Below are 18,718 nucleotides of genomic sequence, written 5' to 3'. Positions count from 1 at the left end.
GTGGTCCGGTGGGTGGGGAATACCTGGGGGAGGGTGTCTTGGGGAGCCCCCCTCCTCCCCCTGTGGGGGGGGGGGGGGGTGTTTGGTTTCCCCCCCCAACCCCCCCCCCACGACCCACCCGAGGGTCACGCGGCCGCGGACTCCTCCGAGAACTGCGTCAGGTACAGCGCCGCGTAGCGCCCTTCCCGCGCGAGAAGCTCGTCGTGCGTTCCCCGCTCGACGATCTCCCCGTGCTCGATCACCAGGATCTGGTCGGCCGCCCGGACCGTCGACAACCGGTGCGCGATGACCAGCGCGGTCCGCCCGTCGAGCGCGTCGGTCAGCGCCTCGCCCACGGCCGCCTCGGACTGCGAGTCCAGATGCGCGGTCGCCTCGTCGAGGACGACGACCTTCGGCTGCGCGAGCAGCAGCCGGGCGATGGTCAGCCGCTGCCGCTCCCCGCCGGAGAGCCGGTAACCCCGCTCCCCCACCACGGTCTCCAGCCCGTCCGGCAGTTCCCGGATCAGCTCGGCCAGCCGCGCCTTCTCCAGCGCCGCCCAGATCTCGGCGTCGGCGACCCCGGGCCGCGCGTACTCGAGGTTCGCGCGGATCGTGTCGTGGAAGAGGTGCCCGTCCTGGGTCACCACGCCGACGGTCTCCCGCAGCGAGGCGAAACCCAGATCTCGAACGTCCACATCGGACAGTTTGACCGATCCGGCGTCGACGTCGTAGAGACGCGGCAGCAGTGAGGCGATCGTCGACTTGCCCGCGCCCGACGAACCGACCAACGCCACCATCTGCCCGGGTTCGGCGCGGAAGCTGATGCCGTGCAGTACCTCCTCACCGCCCCGGTGATCCAAAGTGGACACATCCTCCAGCGACGCCAGCGAGTACCGGTCCGCCGCGGGGTAGCCGAACCGGACGTCCGCGAACTCCACCGAGACCGGGCCTTCGGGAACGCGGCGCGGTTCCGGCTTCTCTTCGATCATCGGCTTGAGGTCGAGCACCTCGAAGACGCGCTCGAACGAAACCAGCGCGGTCATCACGTCCACCCGGACGTTCGCCAGCGCGGTCAGCGGCGAGTACAGCCTGGTCAGCAGCAACGCCAGCGCCACGACGGTGCCCGGCGCGAGCGCCCCGGTCAGCGCGAGGTAGCCGCCCAAACCGTAGACCAGCGCCTGCGCGAGCGCGGAAACCGTGGTCAGGCTGGTGAGGAACCAGCGTGTCAGCATCGCCGTGCGCACGCCGATGTCGCGCACCCGCCCGGCCCGCGCGCCGAACTCGCCCGCCTCGCGCTCCGGGTCGCCGAACAGCTTCACCAGCGTCGCGCCCGGCGCGGAGAACCGTTCGGTCATCTGCGTGGTCATCGACGCGTTGAGCTGACCGGCTTCCCGCTGCAGGGCGGCCATCCGCCGCCCGAGCCGCCGCGTCGGCAGGACGAACACCGGCAGCAGCACCAGCGCCAGCAGGGTGACCTGCCAGGACAGCGTCACCATGACCACGAGCGACAGCGCGAGCTGGATCACGTTGGTGACCAAACCGGACAGTGTCGCGGTGAACGTGCGCTGCGCGCCGATGACGTCATTGTTGAGCCTGCTCACCAGTGCGCCGGTGCGGGTGCGGGTGAAGAACGCGACCGGCATCCGCTGCACGTGGCGGTACACCGCGAGCCGCAGGTCGAGGATGATCCCCTCCCCGATCCTCGACGACTGCGCCCGCTCGGCCAGCCCGAGTCCGGCGTCGATCAGCGCCAGCGCCGCGATCACCACGGCGAGCCACACCACCAGCGCGACGTCGTGCCCGCCGACGATCGCGTCGACCACCTTCCCGGCCAGCACCGGCGTGCTCACCGCCAGTACCGCCGAGACGACGGTGAGCACCAGGAATATCAGCAACCTTCGCCAATGCGGCCTGGCGAACCGTGCGACGCGGCGGAGCGTGCCCTTGTGCAGCCCCTTCGGAACGTCGGCGGACTTCATCGCCGAGTTCATCAGCGTCCACGTGTTGTCCATGAGAACCCTCTCTTCGCCCCCAAAACCTCGATATTAGTCGAGAGTTTTCCCGGATATAAGCATGACCAACACCGGAGCACATCGGATGCTTCCCGGTTTCCGCGTCCTCTTTCCGGCGAAGGTGGCCGCGTCGGTAGCCTGAGCCGGTGACCAAGGACCCAGACCGGCGACGACTGACCATCGACCTGGTCTTCTACACGGGCTGCCTGATCTTCGCCGTCGCGAACACGGCCGTCGCGGAGTTCTACGGCTATCGCGTGTGGGCGAACTTCGCTGTAGCGGGTTACGGCCTCGCCGTTGTCCACTCCGGCTGGCTGCTGGCCGCCGCCCGGCGCGGCAAGCCGCTGCCCGGCGCGCTCGGTTCGCGGTGGATCGGCATCGGGGCGATCGGCCTGTTCGCCATGATCCTTCCCTTGGGAATGCTCGTCATTCGCCGTCTGACCGGAGTGGACTGGCTCGTCACACCGAGCTCCTGGGCCGCGCAGCCCGAGGTCTGGGTGATCGAACGGTCGGCGAAACTCCTTCTGGAGAACGGCACCCCGTACGTCGACGTCACCACGCTCGGTCGCGCGGTGGAAGTAAACGATTACACGCCATACGGTCCGGTGATGACCGTCTTCGGTCTGCCGCGTGCCCTGTTCGGCGGCGGACCGGTCGCGAACGCCCTCACCGACGCGCGCTGGATGTTCGCGCTGGCGGCCGTCGCGTGTGTGCTGCTGACGCTGCGGCTGCTGAAGTGGCCGAAAATCCCGGTCAGCGCCGCGCAACTCGCGCTCGCCTGCCCGCTGACAGCACTGACCTGGGCGGTCGCCGGCCCGGATCTGGCCATCGTCGGCCTGCTGGTGCTGTCCTTCGCGCTGGCCTCGACCGGCCGCGCGGTCCTGTCGGGCCTGGTGCTGGCATTGGTGGTCAGCGCGAAACTCATCGTCGCGCCCGCGATCGTGGTGCTGGGTGTCTTGTTGATCACGCGGCGTGGCCCTCGCGCACTGGGCGGATTCGCCGCGGCACTCATGGTGACGACCCTCGTCCTGCACGTCCCCGTCTATCTGGCCGACCCCAAGGCGTTCGTCGAGCACGTCTTCCGCTTCCCGCTGGGAATCGGCGTGATCAAGTCACCGGCGGCGAGCCCGTTGCCCGGCCACCTCATCGCCTCACTCGGCCCGGTGGGCACGGCGGTTTCCTTCGCGCTGCTCGGGATCGCTGCCGTCGCGATCCTGGTCTGGCTGCTGCGCCGCCCGCCCGCGACCGGCTCGGACGCGTTGCTGCGCATGGCCGTCGGGCTCGTCGCGCTGATCATGCTCACTCCGGCGACGAGGTACGGCTACCTGGTGTATCCGCTGGTCCTGCTCGGTGCCAGGTTGGCCTTCCTGGCCGCGGAAACCCGTGAAACAGCGGTCCCTGGAAAGGGAACTGCGCCCCCCGCGCAGCAGTCCGCTACTTCCTCGTGACTACTTCTTCTTGACCCTGGTGGCACCGCCACGGCCGCGCAACTGGACGCCGGACTCCGAGAGGACCCGGTGCACGAACCCGTACGAGCGACCCGTGGACTCCGCGAGAGCGCGGATGCTCGAGCCCTTCTCGTATTTCTTCTTCAGGTCAGCGGCCAGCTTGTCACGCGTGTTGCCGGTGATCCGCGCGCCTTTCTTGAGATCAGCCACGTCGATCGCCTTCCAGCCGAGAGTGTTCTGGGCCACATAACGGCCCCTGTCGCCGCAATGATCGAACACTGAGCGCCGGAATGCCAGACGACGAGCGCAAAACTGCTGAAACCGCGATCACATTGGGCCATTTCAGTGGCCGGATGGCATCGATCAAGCACCCGAACGGACGCAGGCCTCACGCAAGCTGGACAAGTTCCAGATAATCCGCCGACCAATGGTCCTCGGTTCCGTCCGGCAGGAGGATCACGCGTTCCGGCTCCAGCGCCTCGACCGCGCCCGGGTCGTGTGTCACCAGGACGACGGCTCCGGCGAAGCTGCGCAAGGCGTCCAGGACCTGGGCACGGCTGGCCGGGTCCAGGTTGTTCGTCGGCTCGTCGAGCAGCAAAACGTTGGCAGCGCTGGATACCAGTCCGGCGAGCGCGAGCCGCGTCTTCTCGCCGCCGGAGAGCGTGCCGGCGGGCTGATCGAGCTGCTCGCCGGTGAACAGGAACGAACCGAGAAGGTTCCGCAACTCCTGCGCTCCGGTGTCCGGCGCGAGGTGACGGATATTTTCCCACACGGACGCGTCGTGGTCGAGAGTTTCGTGTTCCTGTGCGTAATAGCCCAGACGCAATCCGTGACCTGGAATGGTCTCGCCGGTATCCGGAGTTTCCATTCCGCCGAGCAGCCGGAGCAATGTCGTCTTTCCGGCACCGTTCAATCCGAGCACGACGACCTTCGACCCGCGGTCGATGGCGAGGTCGACTCCGGTGAAGATCTCGAGCGAACCGTAGGACTTCGAGAGTCCCTCCGCGGTGAGCGGCGTCCGGCCACAGGGGGCGGGCTCGGGGAACTTGATCCGGGCGACCTTGTCGGCCTGCCGGGTCTCGTCGAGCGCGGAGAGCATCTGCTCGGCACGGCGGGCCATGTTCTTGGCCGCCACGGCCTTCGTAGCCTTGGCCCCCAGTTTGGCGGCCTGCTGCTGCAGCGCGGACGCCTTCTTCTCGGCGTTCGCGCGCTCGCGGCGGCGGCGCTTCTCGTCGGTGGCCCGCGCGTCGAGGTACCGCTGCCAGCCCATGTTGTAGAGGTCGAGCTCACCGCGGGTCGCGTCGAGGAACCACACCTTGTTGACGACGTCCGCGAGCAGTTCGACGTCGTGGCTGATGACCACGAGACCGCCGTCGTGCTGCTTCAGGAAGCCGCGGAGCCAGTTGATGGAGTCTGCGTCGAGGTGGTTGGTGGGCTCGTCGAGCAGCAGGATCGTCTCGGATTTGCCGCCCGCGCCCGCCTCGGCGGCGGCGAACAGGATCCGGGCCAGCTCCACACGGCGGCGCTGACCACCCGAGAGCGTCTGCAGTGTCTGTTCGAGCACCCTGTCGGCCAGGCCGAGGTTGGAACAGATCCGTGCGGCCTCGCTCTCGGCGGCGTATCCGCCGAGGGACGCGAAGCGCTCCTCGAGACGGCTGTAGCGGTTGACCGCCTTGTCGCGTTCCTTCTCGTCCGCCAGCTCCGACATCGCGGTCTGCGCTTTTTCCATGTTGCGCAGCAAGGTGTCGAGGCCGCGCGCGGAGAGCACGCGGTCTTTCGCGGTGACGGACAGGTCGCCCTCGCGCGGGTCCTGCGGAAGATAGCCGAGCTCGCCGCTGCGGCGGACCTCGCCCGCGTACGGCTCACCCTCCCCCGCCAGCACCTTGAGCGAGGTGGTCTTGCCGGCGCCGTTGCGGCCGACCAGGCCGATGCGGTCGCCCTGCTGGATGCGGACGTTGGTGTCGTCGAGCAGAATGCGCGAACCTGCGCGCAGCTGCAGGCCAGTGGCCGTGATCACGGGAACTCCCGGTACAAGGGGTGGATGAGCGGACAGCTTCGACTCGTCTGCCGTCGGGCAGACGAGGAGCTACTCCAAGAGGATGTCCACACGATCAGTGTACGGGCCGGTGTCGAACGGTTTTATCCGACCGTGCCCGACGTCACGGCCCGGACAGGGTGATTTCGACCGCGACAGCCCGCTCCGCCGCGTCTTCGAGCACCGTGCGGCGCGGTTCGGCGATGTCGAGGACGCGGGCCTCGGCACGCTGGAACAACGGCGCCAGACGCTTGTCCTCGCGCAGGGATTCCAAGGCGCGGCGATCCCCGCCGAGTACGACGGCGTCCACTTCGGACAGTTGCGGCACGAGCACCTCGAAAGCGTCGTCCGCGGCGGAACGGAGCGCTGAGCGCGCCTGCCCCTCCCGCCGCCGCGCGAACCGCTGCTGAGACCAGCCGCCCGCCGCGGACCGGCCCTGGACGAGATGGCGGTCAGTCCTGGACTGCACGACCACTCCCCCGCGCGCGATCCCGACGCTGTGCCCGCCACGGCGCACCAGCAAGAGCGCGATCCTCCGTGAGGTCAGCGCGTGTTCGATGAGCGGGCCGACGGCGAGACCTGGCACGGTTCCTTCGGCGTTCAGCGGTCCGAAAGGGACGGTCGCGACGGCGACTACGCCGTTGTCCGCGACGACCGTGACGGTGTCCGGCTTCAGTTCTGTCGAGCGGACGCCTTCGTTGCGGACGGCGAAGCGGGCGTACCAGCCTTCAAGGCGATCCGGCGCGACCTCGACCGCCCGCCCCCCGCCCGCTACCTGCCGCTCCCTCGCCATGGGTCCAACGTACGGGCCCGGCCGGATCGGCAACACCGCACTCGCGTGCTTAAGCACGGAACTCGCGTGCTTGAAGGCGGAACTCACGAGTGCGGCCTCCAAGCACGCGAGTTCCGCCTTCAAGCACGCGAGTGCGGTCTCTGATCACGTGAGTCACGCCTTCACGCGCACAGCGAAACAACTAGACCGGCTTCACCGGCCCGCGCCCCACCGACTTCCCGACACCCGCGGGGCGCTCCGCCACACCGGGCTGAACGAAACCGTTGATGTGCAAGGAGATCGCGCGGATCGACCCGGTGTCGCCACCGGCGACGTCCACCGCGGTGAACTTCCAGGTGCCGTCGGCGGCACCGGCGGCCAGGCCGCCGAGCGCCTGCGCCGGCTTGTAGGTGCCGGTGAACGGCGCGTTCGCCGCGCTCACCGAGCTGAACGCGATGGCCGCGTTGTCGGCGAAGACGACCTGGCACAGGTTGTTGCCCGAGCCGCCGCTGCGCTGGAACACAGTCGCCTTCGCACCCGAGGGCGACGTCAGCGTGCCGACCAGGTCACCGACGTACGAGTGGTTGATGCCCACCGTCGTCGAGGTCTGGTCGGCGTCGCAGGTCGCCCCGTCCACCGAGAACGTCAGTTTCGACGCGCGCCCGACCCCGCTCACCGTGATCGGCACGGTCACGCCGGTCGGGTCGCTGTCCGGGATCGCCACCGCGTCACCGGCGTAGGCGAAGTTCTGCGTCACCGGCGACGGGGTGCCGACCGGCAGCGAGAACGTGGACGTGGTCGGCGAGTACGAACCCGCGAAGGTCACGCGCGCGTTCAGCACCACCGGCACACCGAGTTCCTGCGTGGCGGGAACGGTGATGGTGAAGTCGTTCACGCCGGTCTGCCCGGGGCTGATCGTGCCGTACGACTTCGACCGCGGCGCCACCGTGACACCGGGGGTCGGGCTGGACAGCACGACGCTGGTGGACGTCGCGGTGCCGTCGCCGCGGTTGGTCACCGGCAGGGTCACCTTGGCGGTGTCGCCCGGGTCGAGCGCGGAGCCGCCGTCGGCAGGGGTGACCGTCGGCTGGCCCGCGGACGCGAGCGGCTGCGGGCTGGCGCCGGTGTAGGCGAGCACCTTGTCGGCGAGGATGACGCCCGCGCCGCTGGAGTTGTCGCGGCCGGGGGCGAGGATGTCGACGGCGGTGTTGATCAGCGCCTCGCGCACGTCGGCCGGGGGCAGCCCCGGGTTGCCCGAGAGCACCAGGCCCGCGATCGCGGCGGCGTGCGGCGCGGCGGCCGACGTGCCGTAGAACGTGGTGAAGCCGGTGACGCTGGTGGAGACGCCGTCGGCCGCGGTGATGTCCGGCTTGGCGCGGACCTCACCACCGGTCCCGGACACGTCGCCCGGGGTGATCGGCGTGCCGTCGGCCTGGTAGAACATCCGCCGCGGACCGTCCGAAGTGAACCGTTCGACCTTCGTGGTCACGCCGAACGCGCCGGGGAACGGACCGGCGGGGTTGGCCGGGTCGCCCGGTTCGAGGGGTCGGGGGAACGCCTTCGCGGCCGGTGCCGCCGCGACACTGAACGCGTCCCGCGCGGCCGAGTGACCGACGGTCACGCCGGGCTTGGTGTAGGCCTTGAGACCGTCGGCCGAATCGGTGAACCGGCCGCGCAACGCGGACAGCGAAAGGTAGCGGCCCTCACCGGAGAATTTGACGATGGCCAGCCGCAGTCCGGCGACGCCCGTGGTGTCCACCCGCTCGTACGGGTCCTGGGTGCCGGTCTGGACGTCCTGGCTGAAGTCGACGACGTTGCCCGCCTGGTTCAGCAGGTACAGGTCGTAGTCGTTGTTCGAGCGGCCAAGCGGGTCGGACCAGAACAACGTGACCGGCACCCGGCCCGACGCGCTCGAAAGCGGCTGGAAGATCTGGTTGCCCGCGGCACCGGCGAAGTTGTGCGCGGTACCGGCGTATTTGCCGACGCCCTTGCCGGAGTCGACGAAGTCGCCTTCCCAGTGGCCCGAGGTGCCGTCGGCGACGTTGCCTTCGTTACCGGCCGAGGAGAAGTACAGCGCGCCATCGGCGGTCACGTCGTTCACGGCCTGGGCGATGATCCAGTCCTGGAACGGCGATTCCTTGAAGTACAGGACGTCGTCGACGATGACGTCGCAGCCCGCGTCGAACCGCAGCTTGCGGATGTTGTCGGCGAAACTGGCGTCGGAGTTGAACGCGCTGGCGAAACCGAGCGCCGCGTTCGGCGCGAGATCGTGGATGATCTCGAGCATCGCGGTGCCCTCGTCGCCATCGCCTTCCTGACCGGGGATCACGTCGACGCCCGCCGGGAGTTCGCCGCGCGCCTGCGAGGTCGCGAGCGAGTCGATCCCGTCGGACAGCGCGCAGATCTTGGTGCCAACCCCGGTGACGCCGAACTGCTGGCGCGCCGTGTCGGCGTTGTGCGCGCGATCGCCCTCGCTGTTGACCGGTCCGGCCGCGATACCGGCCTGTCCCTTGGCGTCGACGGCCTTCTTCAGCTCGTCCACGATCCGGGCGGCCTTCTCTTCCTTGCTTTCCCGCTTGCCCGCGGTGGCGGGCTCGGCGAGCTGGCGGGCGGTGAACGCCTCGTTGGCGGTCTCGACCTTCTTGACGTCGGCGCGGGCCGCGATCGCCGGGACGGCGTTCAGCGGAACCTCGGCGCGCACACTGCCGTAGCGCTCGGACACCGCGCGAATCCCCGCACCGGATTCACGCAGTCCCTTGAGGAGTTCTTCCGAGACCTGGCCCCGGATGTCCACGAGTACGGTGCCGGCCGCGGAGACGTTCGCCCCAGACCCCAGTGCGGGAACCGCGGAGGCCGACATCCGCTGTGCGCGGAGTTTCTGTTCGACGAGCAGTCGGCTGTCCACTTTGGACTCGCCGGCGTTCTGGCTCTTCTTGATCGACTGCAGTGCCTCGATCTGCCGGACGGTGTTCGCCGAGAACGCGTCCGGGGACCCACCGCTTTCCGCCGCCGCGACGGGCGGGCTCACCAGGCCGAGCGCGGTGACGAGGGCAGCGGTGCCCGCGGTCAGGATCGTTCTTCTTCTCCTACTAGAACGGGTTGGACGCACGTGCGCCTCCGATTCCTAGGCGCGTGCCCCGACTCACGCTGACCGACGCCGGCGATCACCGGCTGGATCAAGCTAAGTACCGGGCGTGCACCGGCGGCAGTCGCCGTTCGGGTGACGTCGGATGGGTATTTTCCGGTTTCGGCCGCAGCTCGTAGGCCGTTCAGGGGAATCGCGTCGTTACAGGACGAACGAGTCCGACCAGGGCTGGGAAGCACGGCCCGACAAGCCGTCCAAAAGGGTCACCGCCTGCTTGTCCGTCAGCGACGCCACGAAATCGACGACCGCCCGCCCGCGCGCCAGACCGCGTACGGCGTCGGCACCGGTGACCGGCTCCCCGGTCGCTCCGATGAGCAGTTCCGGTGACGTCCGCGCCAGCGCGGAGAACTCGGACTGCGCCAATTCCACCAAGTCGTGCAGCCGTCGCGGGAGCCGGTAGAACTCGTCGCGATCGAGCAGCCACGCGTCGAGCGCGTCGACCAGCGTGGTCACCAGGCTCGCCTGTCCGCGTTGGTGCAGCGCGAGTTCCGGGCGCAGCAGCACGAACCGCCGGTGCACGAATTTCAGCACCTGCACCTCGTGCCACTGGGCGGGACGCAGCGTGAGATGGCCTGTCCGGGTCGGAGGCGAGGCCACCACCTGGACGCCGTCGACGAGCCGCGCGGTCCACTTCGCGGAGAAGGCGGCGGTGGCCTGCTCGGCCTCGATGGAACCGTCGAAGCCGGTGGCGAGCAGGCCGTCGACGAGTTCGGCGCGGACACGGGCGACGGCACTGGTGAAGGCGTCGTCGTCGACGATCCAGCCGTCCTTCGCGTGCATTCGGCGGCGCAGCCGTTCCAGCGAACGGCCGGGCAGCCGCCGTTCTGCGGTCAAGGTCGCGTCGTCCAGCCCGGCCAGCTCCAGCGCGTGGTCGACCCAGCCGGAGAACTCGGCGGCGACCGGCGCGTGCTGCAGCACACCGATCCGGTGGAAGTCCTGGAGATCGTGGATGGCGTAGGCGATGTCGTCGGCGGTGTCCATCACGGACGCTTCGACGGTCTGCTGCCAGGGTTCGATCCGGCCGTCGAACGGGGCCCGCGCCTGAGTGAAGTCGTCGAGTTCGGTGCTGTAGGCGGAGAACTTGCTCGCGCCGGTGCCGGGGGCGTCGGCCGGTTCGGCAGCGCCGCGTGGCTGGACGGCCATCGACGTCGGGTGCGGGTCGGGCACGTGCAACCGCGCCCACGGGTACTTCAGCACCGCGGCGCGCACCGCCGTGGTGAGGTCGAGCCCGGACGCGGACGGACCGCGTACGTCGGTGGTGGTGATGATCCGGAACGACTGCGCGTTGCCTTCGAAACCGTCGGCGAGGCCGAAGCGGTGGCGGGCGATCCGGTCCAGGGTCTGCTCGCCGAGGTGGCCGAACGGCGGATGTCCCAGATCGTGCGCGAGCGAGGCGGCCTCGGCGACGTCCGGATCACAGCCGCCCAGTTTCGCGGCGAGTTCGGCGGAATCGCTGCTCGCGTTGATCCGCTCGGCGATGGCGCGCGCGACCTGCGCGACCTTGAGGCTGTGCGTGAGCCGGTTGTGCAGCAACCCGGCGCCCCCGGCGCTGACGACCTGTGTCACGCCGCCGAGCCGGGCGAAGAACGGCGAAGCGGCGATCCGGTCCCGGTCGATCCGGAACGGGCTCGTGGCGAGATCGCTGAACCCGGCGTTCGCGCTCTCCGGATCGCGCCGCCACGCCCTCGGGTCCGTCTGTTCCATGCGTCACACCGTATCCGTCGCGGCGGCATGATGAGATGCCCAGGTGGCGGACGTGGTGATCGCGGGCGGGGGCCCGGCCGGACGGGCGCTCGCGCGTGCCTGCGCCCGGCGCGGCCTGGAGACGGTCCTCGTCGACCCGGCGCCGGGCCGACGCTGGCGGGCGACCTACGGGTTGTTCGCCGACGAACTGCCCGCGCTGCCCGCGAGCGCCGTCGCGTGCGCCCCTTCGACCACGCTCGCCTTCGGGACCAGGCCGCACGTCCTGGATCGCCGCTACCTGGTGCTGGACAACGCCGGCCTGCGACGGTGGCTCGACGGTGCCTACGACGTCGTCGGGGGGACGGTGTCCGGCGTGGACCACGGCGGACAGGGTTCGTCGGTGCGCCTCGATGACGGGCGAACCCTCGCGACCGGGCTGTACGTCGACGCGTCCGGTGTCCGGCCGCGAGGCGACCGGTACGAACAGACGGCGTTCGGCGCCGTTCTCCCAGCCGAGGACGCGCTGCGGCTGGTCGACGACCCCGACACCGCCGTGTTCATGGACTGGCGGGAGACCGAGTCCGGATTCCTCTATGTACTGCCGCTCGGCGACGGCACCGTCCTGGTCGAGGAGACCTCGCTGGCCCGCAGACCCGGCCTGCCGCTCGACGTCCTGGCGGCACGGCTGCGAGCCCGTCTGAGGGCCGTCGGGCTGACGTCGCGCGGGCGCGAGGAACGCGTGCGGATAGTGCTCGACGTGCCGGTGCCGCGACGCGGCCGGACCGTGCCGTTCGGGACCGCCGCCGCCCTGGTGCATCCGGCGACCGGGTACAGCGTTGCGACGTCGATCCGGCTCGCGGAACCGGTGGCCGACGCCGTGGTCCGGGCTTGGGATCGAGGTCCCGACGCCGCGGCGTCGGGCGCGCACCGGGCGCTGTGGCCGTCCTCGGCACGCGCCGTGCACGGATTGCGGCGGCACGGGCTGCGGGCACTGTGCGGGATGCCGCCCGAACTGGTCCCGGTGTTCTTCGATCAGTTCTTCACGTTGCCCATCCCGCTCCAGCGGGCATTCACCAGCGGTCGCGAAGATGTTTCGGATACCGCCGAAGCGATGTCGGCACTTTTCCGGATGTCACCATGGCCAGTAAGAAAACACCTGATCGGGTGGCGTGCGTTACGCCGTTCTAGGTAACCCAGGTGCCTTCACGATGAACATCAGTTGACACGTATTTCGTTTCGTTCCGCCACCGGCGAATATTCGCTTGTGACGTTGCAGATCGCTGTCCGCTTCGCTTACCAGCCGTTGTACAGCCTGCACACCGGTGGCGTCGTCGCGTTCGAAGCACTGGCAAGGCCAGGCCGCGGCACCGCCCGCGAACTGCTCGCCGACGCCCGGCGCAGCGGCAGGCTGGCCGAGGTCGACGTCGGCCTGGCCGCCGAAGCCGTCCGGCAGCTGCGCGAACCGCAGGCCACCCTCCCCCTGCACCTGAACCTGTCCGCGCGGACGGTCGCGGCACCGCCGTCGCAGTTCGACCCGCTGACCGACGCGCTCAGCCTGGCGGGCCGCCGGACCAGGGACGTCGTGCTGGAGATCGGGCCGCCGTTCACGCAGATCCCCGCCGACCTGCTGCTCACCGGCATGCGGCGGCTCACCGAAGTCGGGTTCCGGCTCGCGCTCGACGGCCTCGGCCGCGGTGACCTCCCGCTCACGCTGCTCGCTTCGGCGCCCGTCGACCTGGTGAAACTGGACCGCAGCGTGCTGCGCGGCCTGCCGCACGACCCGGCCGCCGTCGCGGTGGTCGAGTCGGTGCTGCACTTCGCGTCGCGCACCGACAACCGCCTGGTGGCGACCGGGCTCGAAACCACCGAACAGCTGGAGTCCGCGCGGCGGCTCGGCGTGCGGATCGCGCAGGGCAACCTGCTCGCCCCGCCGGACGGCGACCACGCGCCGCTGCCCGCGCCGGACGCGCCCGGACCGTTCATCCCCGGCACCGCCCGCGCCCGCCGCGTCGGCGACTTCCTCCGGCCCGCGACCACGCTGCCGGAAGACGCGACCTGTGACGACGTGCGCGAGGTACTGGCCGCAGCGGACGGGCCGAGCGGCATCGTCGGCATCGACGACCGGCACCGTCCACAGTGGTCGATCGACCGGACCCGGTTCCTGGTCGCGGTCACCGGGTTGTACGGCCACGCCCTGCACGCCAAACGGCCGGCGTCGCGGCTCGCCGACCGGCCGCACACGATCCACGCCGACGCGAGCGCGCTCGAATTCCTCGAACTGGTCACCGACGCGGACTGGGGCCGGACCGGCGACGACGTCGTGGTGGTCGACGACCGCGGCCGGTGTGTCGGCGTGGTGCTGGTGAACGAGGTCGTCCGCGGGGTCGCGGAGGCGAAGGTCGAGGAGGCGGTCTCGCTGAGCCCTCTGACCCGCCTGCCGGGTAGCGACGCCGTCGCCAGGGACGTCGACCGCCGGATCAACGCGCGGGAGCCGTTCGTCGCGGCCTGGCTGGACGTCGATTCGTTCAAGACGGTCAACGACACCGCCGGGTTCGCCGCGGGCGACGACCTGATCCGCACGCTCGGCCGGACTCTCACCGACCTGGAGGCCCGGCTGCGCCGGATGCGCGTCAGCCACGTCGGCGGGGACGACTTCCTGATCGCCTGCGACGTCGACGAGATCGGCACGGTCGCCGCCGCGCTGCTGGACACGGCGTGGTCGGCCGACGGGCTGCCGGTGACGGTTTCGCTGGCGACCCTGGTGTGCGGGCACGGCGCGATCCGGTCCTACAAGGACGCGTCCCGGCTCCTGGCGCCGCTGAAGAAGCGGGCCAAGGAGGTTCCGGGGTCGAGTTGGGTGCTCGGGCGGCCGGGTTCGGACCGGGTCGAGGTCCTGCGCGGGATCACGACGCGCGGCCTGCCTTCCCAGCGCGCCGCCGGCTTCTGACCTGCCGCATTTAGTCCTCTGAATGCGGTCCTTGCGCGAGCGACTACCGCATTCAGAGGACTAAATGCGGGGGATCAGAGGGCGTAGGCGGCGCGGTAGGCCGAGAAGCGTTCGTCGACCTCGCCCGCGGTGAGGCCGAAGTCCGCGAGGTCGTACCGGTGCAAGGGTTTCCTTTCCCCGGAACGGCTTTCGGCGTGCACCACGGTCATCGCGTCCCGGGCGGCATCGCTCAGCGGCAGCCCGAAATGCCGGTAGACGTCCTCGACCGTACCGATCGGGTCGGCGACGAAATCCTCGTACCGGACATCGCAGAACTGTGCCGGGTTGTGCCGTTTCCTTGCCTCCAAAGACTTTTCCGCACCGCGCGCCCAGAGGTCCAGCTGGCTGCGGCCGATCACGTCGCCGCGGAAGACGTCGGACCAGCCCGCCGACGCCTGCTCGTTCAAGCTGCACACCGACGCGACGATCGTGCTCGGCGCGCGATGGGTCTGGACGATCAGCGCGTCCGGGTACACCTCCAACAGCGCGTCGAGCGCGAAGAGATGGCTCGGGTTCTTGAGCACCCAGCGTCGTCCGGCGTCCGGCAGGCCGATGAGCTGCAGGTTGCGCCGATGCCTGCGATAGGCGTCGGTCCAGCTCTGCCCGTCCAGCCAGCGCGAGTACGAGGGCACGCGCGCGAGGCATTCGTAGGACACCGATTTCAGCGACTGCCGCAGGAGCTGCCAGCATTCCTCGACCTGATCGGCGGACATATGGTGCAGGCCCATGAATTCGGGATGTTCGACGTGGTGTTTCTCGTAACCCGCCTGTATGCCTTGGAAGACCGGGTTCGCCACCCAGGTCTCGCGCGGCGGACGCGGTTGCGGCACTTCGGTCAGCCAGACTTCCAGCCCCTGGTGCGCCGGGTCCTCGGTGAGCAGTCGGTGCAGTGCCGTGGTCCCCGTGCGCGGCAGGCCGGTGACGAAGATCGGCCGGTCGACGGGAACGTCGGCGTACTCAGGATTCTGCTTCCACGATGCCTCGCTCAACGACCTCGCCACCAGGGCGCCGCGCAGGAACGCGCGATGGATCTTGTTGCCGTACGGGGTCAGGCCCGCCTCGCCGGCGTACGAATCCAGCAGCACGCGGAGACCTTCGAGATGGTCCTCGCCGCCGAAGTCGTCCAACCCGGTGAGTTTCGCCGCCGACGCGTGCAGATCCTCCACGGTGCCGACGTTTTCCCGCCCTGGCAACATGTTCTCCCCTTCAGTGGTGGTATTCGCCGGCGTTGACGTCGAGGCACTGGCCGGTGACGCACCGGGCGAGCGACGAGGCCAGGAACACGACGGTGTCGGCGATCTCGTCCGGTTCCGGGAGGCGGCGCAGGTCGATCGTCTCCGCCGTCTCGGCGTACACCTGCTCCGGCGGCACCCCGCGTTCCTTGGCCAGATAAGCGAAGTACCACTTCAGCGAGTCCGCCCAGATGTAGCCCGGCGCCACGGAATTGACCCGGATCCCACGCGGCCCGAGTTCCGAGGCGAGACTCTGCGCGAGCGCGAGCAGGCTCGCTTTCGCCATCTTGTAGGCGCCGAACGTCCGCCGGGAATGCCGCAGCACGGCCGAATTGATCATCACCACCGAACCGCCGCTCTCGGCGAGCGAAGGCGTGAACAGGCGCGTGAGCCGAAGCGCGGCGAGTACGTTGGTCTCGAAGCCCGCTCGCACGTCGGCGAGGTCGACGTCGGCGAGATCCATGATCGGCGGGATGGCGAAGGCGTTGTTCACCAAGGCATCCACCCGGCCGAACGCCTTCACCGCGGCCTCGGTGAGGTTCGCCGCCGAAGCGTCGTCGGTGATGTCGGTGGGCACGGTGATCGCGCGGCGGCCGAGCGCGTCGACCTCCTGGGCGACCTCCGCGAGCCGGGATTCGGTTCGGGCGGCGAGAACGACGTCGGCGCCCGCCGCGGCGCAGCGCACGGCGATCGACCGGCCGAGCCCAGGGCCGACCCCGGAGACCACGATCACCTTGTCCCGCAAGAGATCTGTCATCCCAGCATCCTCGCCGCGACGGCCTTCTGCCGGGCCGAGATCCGGTCCGCCCATTCCCGCGGGGTCACGCGCGCCTCGTCGTGGAACGGCAGCCGGTCGGCGAGTTCGCCGAACTTCACCACCTCGACCTCGGGGCCGTCGGTCTTGTCCAGCGCGCGGGACAGGCGCTGCCAGCGGATCTGGACGTAACCGCGGTCGTGCCCGGTGCGTTCGAGCCAGTTCGCCAGGCCGGGGTCGCGTTCGCTGATCACGAAGCGGATCTTGCCGTCGGGGTCGACCCGCGCCTGGTCGGTGGTGAGGCTCGTCTGATGGTTGATGTAGTCCAGCGAGAGATACCAGACGCTGCCGAGCTGGATGCCCTGATACGGCGCGTCCGAACGCGGCACCGTCACGATCATGACCTCCTCGTCGCCGAGTTCGTAGTGCCCGGCCGACGAGTACTGCGTGGTCAGGCCGCCCGGCGTCGGGCGCGGTTCGGTCATCGTGTTCACCGGCAGGTTCAGGTAGAACCACTTCGGGAAGGCGAGGAAGGTGCGTAGCCTGCTCAGCAGGATCTTGCCGGTGACGCCGTACCGCTTGGCCAGCCCGTCACGGGTGAGCGGCGCGGGCGCACCGCCCGCGGTGTCGGCGCACTGGATCTGGATCGTGCCGCGGCGTTCGGTGGCCCAGTCGCTGTAGACCTCGCGCACCACGAGCATCGACGAACCCGGGCCGAGGACGAAGTAGTTGGGTCCAGGGTCGGGTTTCGCCGGCCCGAAGCGGAGTTCGAACGAGCCGTCCTCGGCGATCTCGATCTCGCGATCGTCGAAGGCGGCGAGACTGTCGGGCACCTCGACGGGTGAGTAGTCGCCGTTGAGAACCTGGAAGCTGACGTCGGCCGTGCTCCCCCGCGTCCCGGTGACGACGTATTCGCGGTCCTCGCGGATGTTCGCGTTGAAGTACAGCGTGTCCGGGTTGTCCAGGCCCATCTTCGTGTACGGCCCGGTGGACTGGGTGAAGAACGGATAGTCCCGTTCGTAGGCCCACGCCATCTGCAGGGACGCGCGGATGCTGCCCGCGAGGTAGTCGTACCCCTCGACCAGATCCTGTTCGGTCCGGATGTGCGGCGCCTCCGCGATGATCTTCTCTGCTTCGACGATCGCGTCCGCGAACGGTTGAGTGAGCACCGGCGACTCCTCATACTGGTACAAATACGTACCGGCCTGGTACGTTCTTCGTGTCATCAGACTAGAACGCGTTCTAAGGATGGGTCAATGACCCGGCGCTCACCGCCCACCGAGCGAGTCGTGCGGCTGCTCGACTTCTTCGCCGCGCACCCAGGCCGTCGCTTCGGCCTGTCGGAACTCGCCCGCCGGCTGGACCTGGCCAAACCGACCTGTCTCGGCATCGTCACCGAGCTGACGGCGGGCGGTTATCTGATCCGGGACCCTCAGCCGGTCACGTACCGGCTCGGACCGGCGATGGTCGCCGCCGGCCGCGTCGCGAGCGAAGGATTCGGTGCGAGCGCGGTCGCGCGCCGTCATCTGGAGGAGCTGAGCAGGCGATACGGCACCACGTGCACGGCGTCGGCCGTGGTCGGCGACCGGATTCTGATGTTGCAGAGCGCCGGTCCCGGCCGGATCAAACTGGGCGAGACCTACCCGTTCGCGCCGCCGGTCGGCCTGATGTACGTGCTGTGGGATTCCGACGCGGCGTTCGACGCGTGGCTCGCCAAACCGCCGGCGGTTCCGGTGCGGCTGGACGAAGCGCACCTGCGTCGCGTCGTCGCCGAATGCCGGGAGCACGGTTACCTGGTGGAGAGCCTGACGGCCGCGGGGCGGCGGCTCTACGCGCTGATGGCGGGCGTCGGCGCGGAGGAACTCCCGCCGGAAGTGCGGGGCCTGGTGGGAGAACTCGTGTCGAGCCTAGGCGAGCGCGTCTACCTCGGCGCCGATCTGGAGCCGCGCCGCAAGCACGCGGTGAGCCTGCTCGCCGCGCCGACGTTCGACGCTTCGGGACGGCAAGAGCTCGTGCTCACGCTCTCGGTCGGCGAACCGATCACCGGCGCGGAGATCGCGCGGCGGGGCGCGGCGCTGGTCGCCACCGCCGACGCCGTCACCGCCGAATCCGGAGGCCGCCACCCCCGCGTTTAGCCCTCTGAATGCGATAGTCGCGTGTTCCGGGTTCGTGCGGGTCAGGAAGCCCACCGGTTCGCGGTGAGCTTCAGGCTCGGCACGTCGTCCATCGACATCATCGTCTCGTACAGCCGGTCGTATTGGGTCGAGGCGGTCAGCCACACGCCGTCCACCCGCCGATAGGTGTCCTCGTAGTACGCGGCGCCCTCGATCACCACCCGGTGTTCGGGCACGATCACCTTGTCCCGCATCAGCCACGTGCCCGTCGCGGTGTCGCCGTCGACGTCGATCTCCGGCTGGCCGGCGAAGTGCACCGTCGTGACGCCGGGGCCGACCGCGTTCCGGAAGAACTCGACGATCGCTTCGCGGCTTTCGAAGGTCAGTGGTTTGCCGTACGACGGCGTGCCGTAGCGCGCGTGCGCGTCGGCGGTCAGGGTCTCGGCCATCTCGTCCCACAGCTTGAGGTCGAGGCAGCGGAGGTAGCGGGCTTTCAGGCGACGGATCTCTTCGAGCGCGACCAGGTCCATGCCGACAGCGTCCCCCAGCCCTTGACCA

14 protein-coding genes are annotated in these 18,718 nt (G+C 69.5%); 4 read left to right on the top strand and 10 right to left on the bottom strand.

The genetic code is table 11. The features are described 5' to 3' along the window. Nucleotides 1–125: 125 nt before the first annotated feature. The gene (locus AC069I_RS42495) at nt 126–1,991 is read right to left on the bottom strand and encodes an ABC transporter ATP-binding protein (RefSeq protein WP_478267881.1); all 1,866 of its coding nucleotides are present in this window, start codon (nt 1,989–1,991) and stop codon (nt 126–128) included. A gap of 146 nt (nt 1,992–2,137) precedes the next feature. Here AC069I_RS42495 and AC069I_RS42490 point away from each other — a divergent pair, with 146 nt between their 5' ends. Then, nucleotides 2,138–3,439: a glycosyltransferase family 87 protein gene (locus AC069I_RS42490; RefSeq protein ID WP_478267880.1), complete on the top strand. Its 1,302-nt coding sequence runs from the start codon at nt 2,138–2,140 to the stop codon at nt 3,437–3,439. On the opposite strand, the gene AC069I_RS42485 is transcribed toward AC069I_RS42490, so the two are convergent. The 5 genes from AC069I_RS42485 to AC069I_RS42465 all read right to left on the bottom strand — a co-directional run bounded on the left by AC069I_RS42485 (nt 3,440) and on the right by AC069I_RS42465 (nt 11,095). Next, nucleotides 3,440–3,649: a helix-turn-helix domain-containing protein gene (locus AC069I_RS42485; RefSeq protein WP_003071237.1), complete on the bottom strand. Its 210-nt coding sequence runs from the start codon at nt 3,647–3,649 to the stop codon at nt 3,440–3,442. 178 nt (nt 3,650–3,827) lie between these two features. Beyond that, a complete protein-coding gene (locus AC069I_RS42480; protein WP_126731835.1) occupies nt 3,828–5,456 on the bottom strand; it encodes an ABC-F family ATP-binding cassette domain-containing protein in 1,629 nt (542 codons plus the stop codon). Nucleotides 5,457–5,598: 142 nt separating this feature from the next. Next, entirely contained in the window at nt 5,599–6,267 is a 669-nt protein-coding gene (locus AC069I_RS42475; protein ID WP_478227565.1) for an acVLRF1 family peptidyl-tRNA hydrolase, read from the bottom strand. A gap of 181 nt (nt 6,268–6,448) precedes the next feature. Further along, complete coding sequence (locus AC069I_RS42470; RefSeq protein WP_478267883.1) at nt 6,449–9,319, bottom strand: S8 family serine peptidase; 2,871 nt, start codon at nt 9,317–9,319, stop codon at nt 6,449–6,451. Between the two features lie 213 nt (nt 9,320–9,532). Then, nucleotides 9,533–11,095, bottom strand: coding sequence for a deoxyguanosinetriphosphate triphosphohydrolase family protein (locus AC069I_RS42465; RefSeq protein ID WP_478227564.1), 1,563 nt, complete (start codon nt 11,093–11,095; stop codon nt 9,533–9,535). Between the two features lie 43 nt (nt 11,096–11,138). Here AC069I_RS42465 and AC069I_RS42460 point away from each other — a divergent pair, with 43 nt between their 5' ends. Together AC069I_RS42460 and AC069I_RS42455 are read left to right on the top strand one after the other, a co-directional pair. Continuing rightward, nucleotides 11,139–12,266 carry a lycopene cyclase family protein gene (locus AC069I_RS42460; protein ID WP_478227563.1) on the top strand — a complete coding sequence of 376 codons (1,128 nt, stop codon included), beginning with the start codon at nt 11,139–11,141 and terminating at the stop codon, nt 12,264–12,266. A gap of 72 nt (nt 12,267–12,338) precedes the next feature. Continuing rightward, complete coding sequence (locus AC069I_RS42455) at nt 12,339–14,021, top strand: EAL domain-containing protein (protein ID WP_478227562.1); 1,683 nt, start codon at nt 12,339–12,341, stop codon at nt 14,019–14,021. A gap of 74 nt (nt 14,022–14,095) precedes the next feature. Here AC069I_RS42455 and AC069I_RS42450 read toward each other — a convergent pair whose 3' ends face one another. From AC069I_RS42450 to AC069I_RS42440, 3 genes are read right to left on the bottom strand one after another with little or no spacing between them, the layout of a single operon-like run. Next, nucleotides 14,096–15,256, bottom strand: coding sequence for a sulfotransferase family protein (locus tag AC069I_RS42450; protein ID WP_478227561.1), 1,161 nt, complete (start codon nt 15,254–15,256; stop codon nt 14,096–14,098). A 10-nt stretch (nt 15,257–15,266) separates the two neighbouring features. Then, nucleotides 15,267–16,049 carry an SDR family oxidoreductase gene (locus tag AC069I_RS42445; RefSeq protein ID WP_478227560.1) on the bottom strand — a complete coding sequence of 261 codons (783 nt, stop codon included), beginning with the start codon at nt 16,047–16,049 and terminating at the stop codon, nt 15,267–15,269. Next, the gene (locus AC069I_RS42440; protein WP_478227559.1) at nt 16,046–17,215 is read right to left on the bottom strand and encodes a hypothetical protein; all 1,170 of its coding nucleotides are present in this window, start codon (nt 17,213–17,215) and stop codon (nt 16,046–16,048) included. The genes AC069I_RS42445 and AC069I_RS42440 overlap by 4 nt, the downstream gene beginning before the upstream one ends. Before the next feature lie 87 nt (nt 17,216–17,302). Here AC069I_RS42440 and AC069I_RS42435 point away from each other — a divergent pair, with 87 nt between their 5' ends. Next, entirely contained in the window at nt 17,303–18,181 is an 879-nt protein-coding gene (locus tag AC069I_RS42435; RefSeq protein ID WP_478227558.1) for a helix-turn-helix domain-containing protein, read from the top strand. A 41-nt stretch (nt 18,182–18,222) separates the two neighbouring features. Here AC069I_RS42435 and AC069I_RS42430 read toward each other — a convergent pair whose 3' ends face one another. Continuing rightward, on the bottom strand, nt 18,223–18,690 hold the full coding sequence (locus AC069I_RS42430) for a nuclear transport factor 2 family protein (protein WP_478227557.1): 468 nt from the start codon (nt 18,688–18,690) through the stop codon (nt 18,223–18,225). Nucleotides 18,691–18,718 lie beyond the last annotated feature (28 nt).

This window comes from Amycolatopsis sp. NPDC043885 (genome assembly GCF_056435685.1).
Note: the sequence above shows the minus strand (reverse complement) of the source record. Positions and strands in the feature narration are given on the sequence as shown.

Excerpts from the sequence above, each read along its gene's own strand:
- AC069I_RS42495 (WP_478267881.1), bottom strand. The coding sequence starts at position 1,991 with ATGGACAACACGTGGACGCTGATGAACTCGGCGATGAAGTCCGCCGAC.
- AC069I_RS42475 (WP_478227565.1), bottom strand. The coding sequence starts at position 6,267 with ATGGCGAGGGAGCGGCAGGTAGCGGGCGGGGGGCGGGCGGTCGAGGTC.
- AC069I_RS42465 (WP_478227564.1), bottom strand. The coding sequence starts at position 11,095 with ATGGAACAGACGGACCCGAGGGCGTGGCGGCGCGATCCGGAGAGCGCG.
- AC069I_RS42450 (WP_478227561.1), bottom strand. The coding sequence starts at position 15,256 with ATGTTGCCAGGGCGGGAAAACGTCGGCACCGTGGAGGATCTGCACGCG.
- AC069I_RS42445 (WP_478227560.1), bottom strand. The coding sequence starts at position 16,049 with ATGACAGATCTCTTGCGGGACAAGGTGATCGTGGTCTCCGGGGTCGGC.
- AC069I_RS42435 (WP_478227558.1), top strand. The coding sequence starts at position 17,303 with ATGACCCGGCGCTCACCGCCCACCGAGCGAGTCGTGCGGCTGCTCGAC.
- AC069I_RS42430 (WP_478227557.1), bottom strand. The coding sequence starts at position 18,690 with ATGGACCTGGTCGCGCTCGAAGAGATCCGTCGCCTGAAAGCCCGCTAC.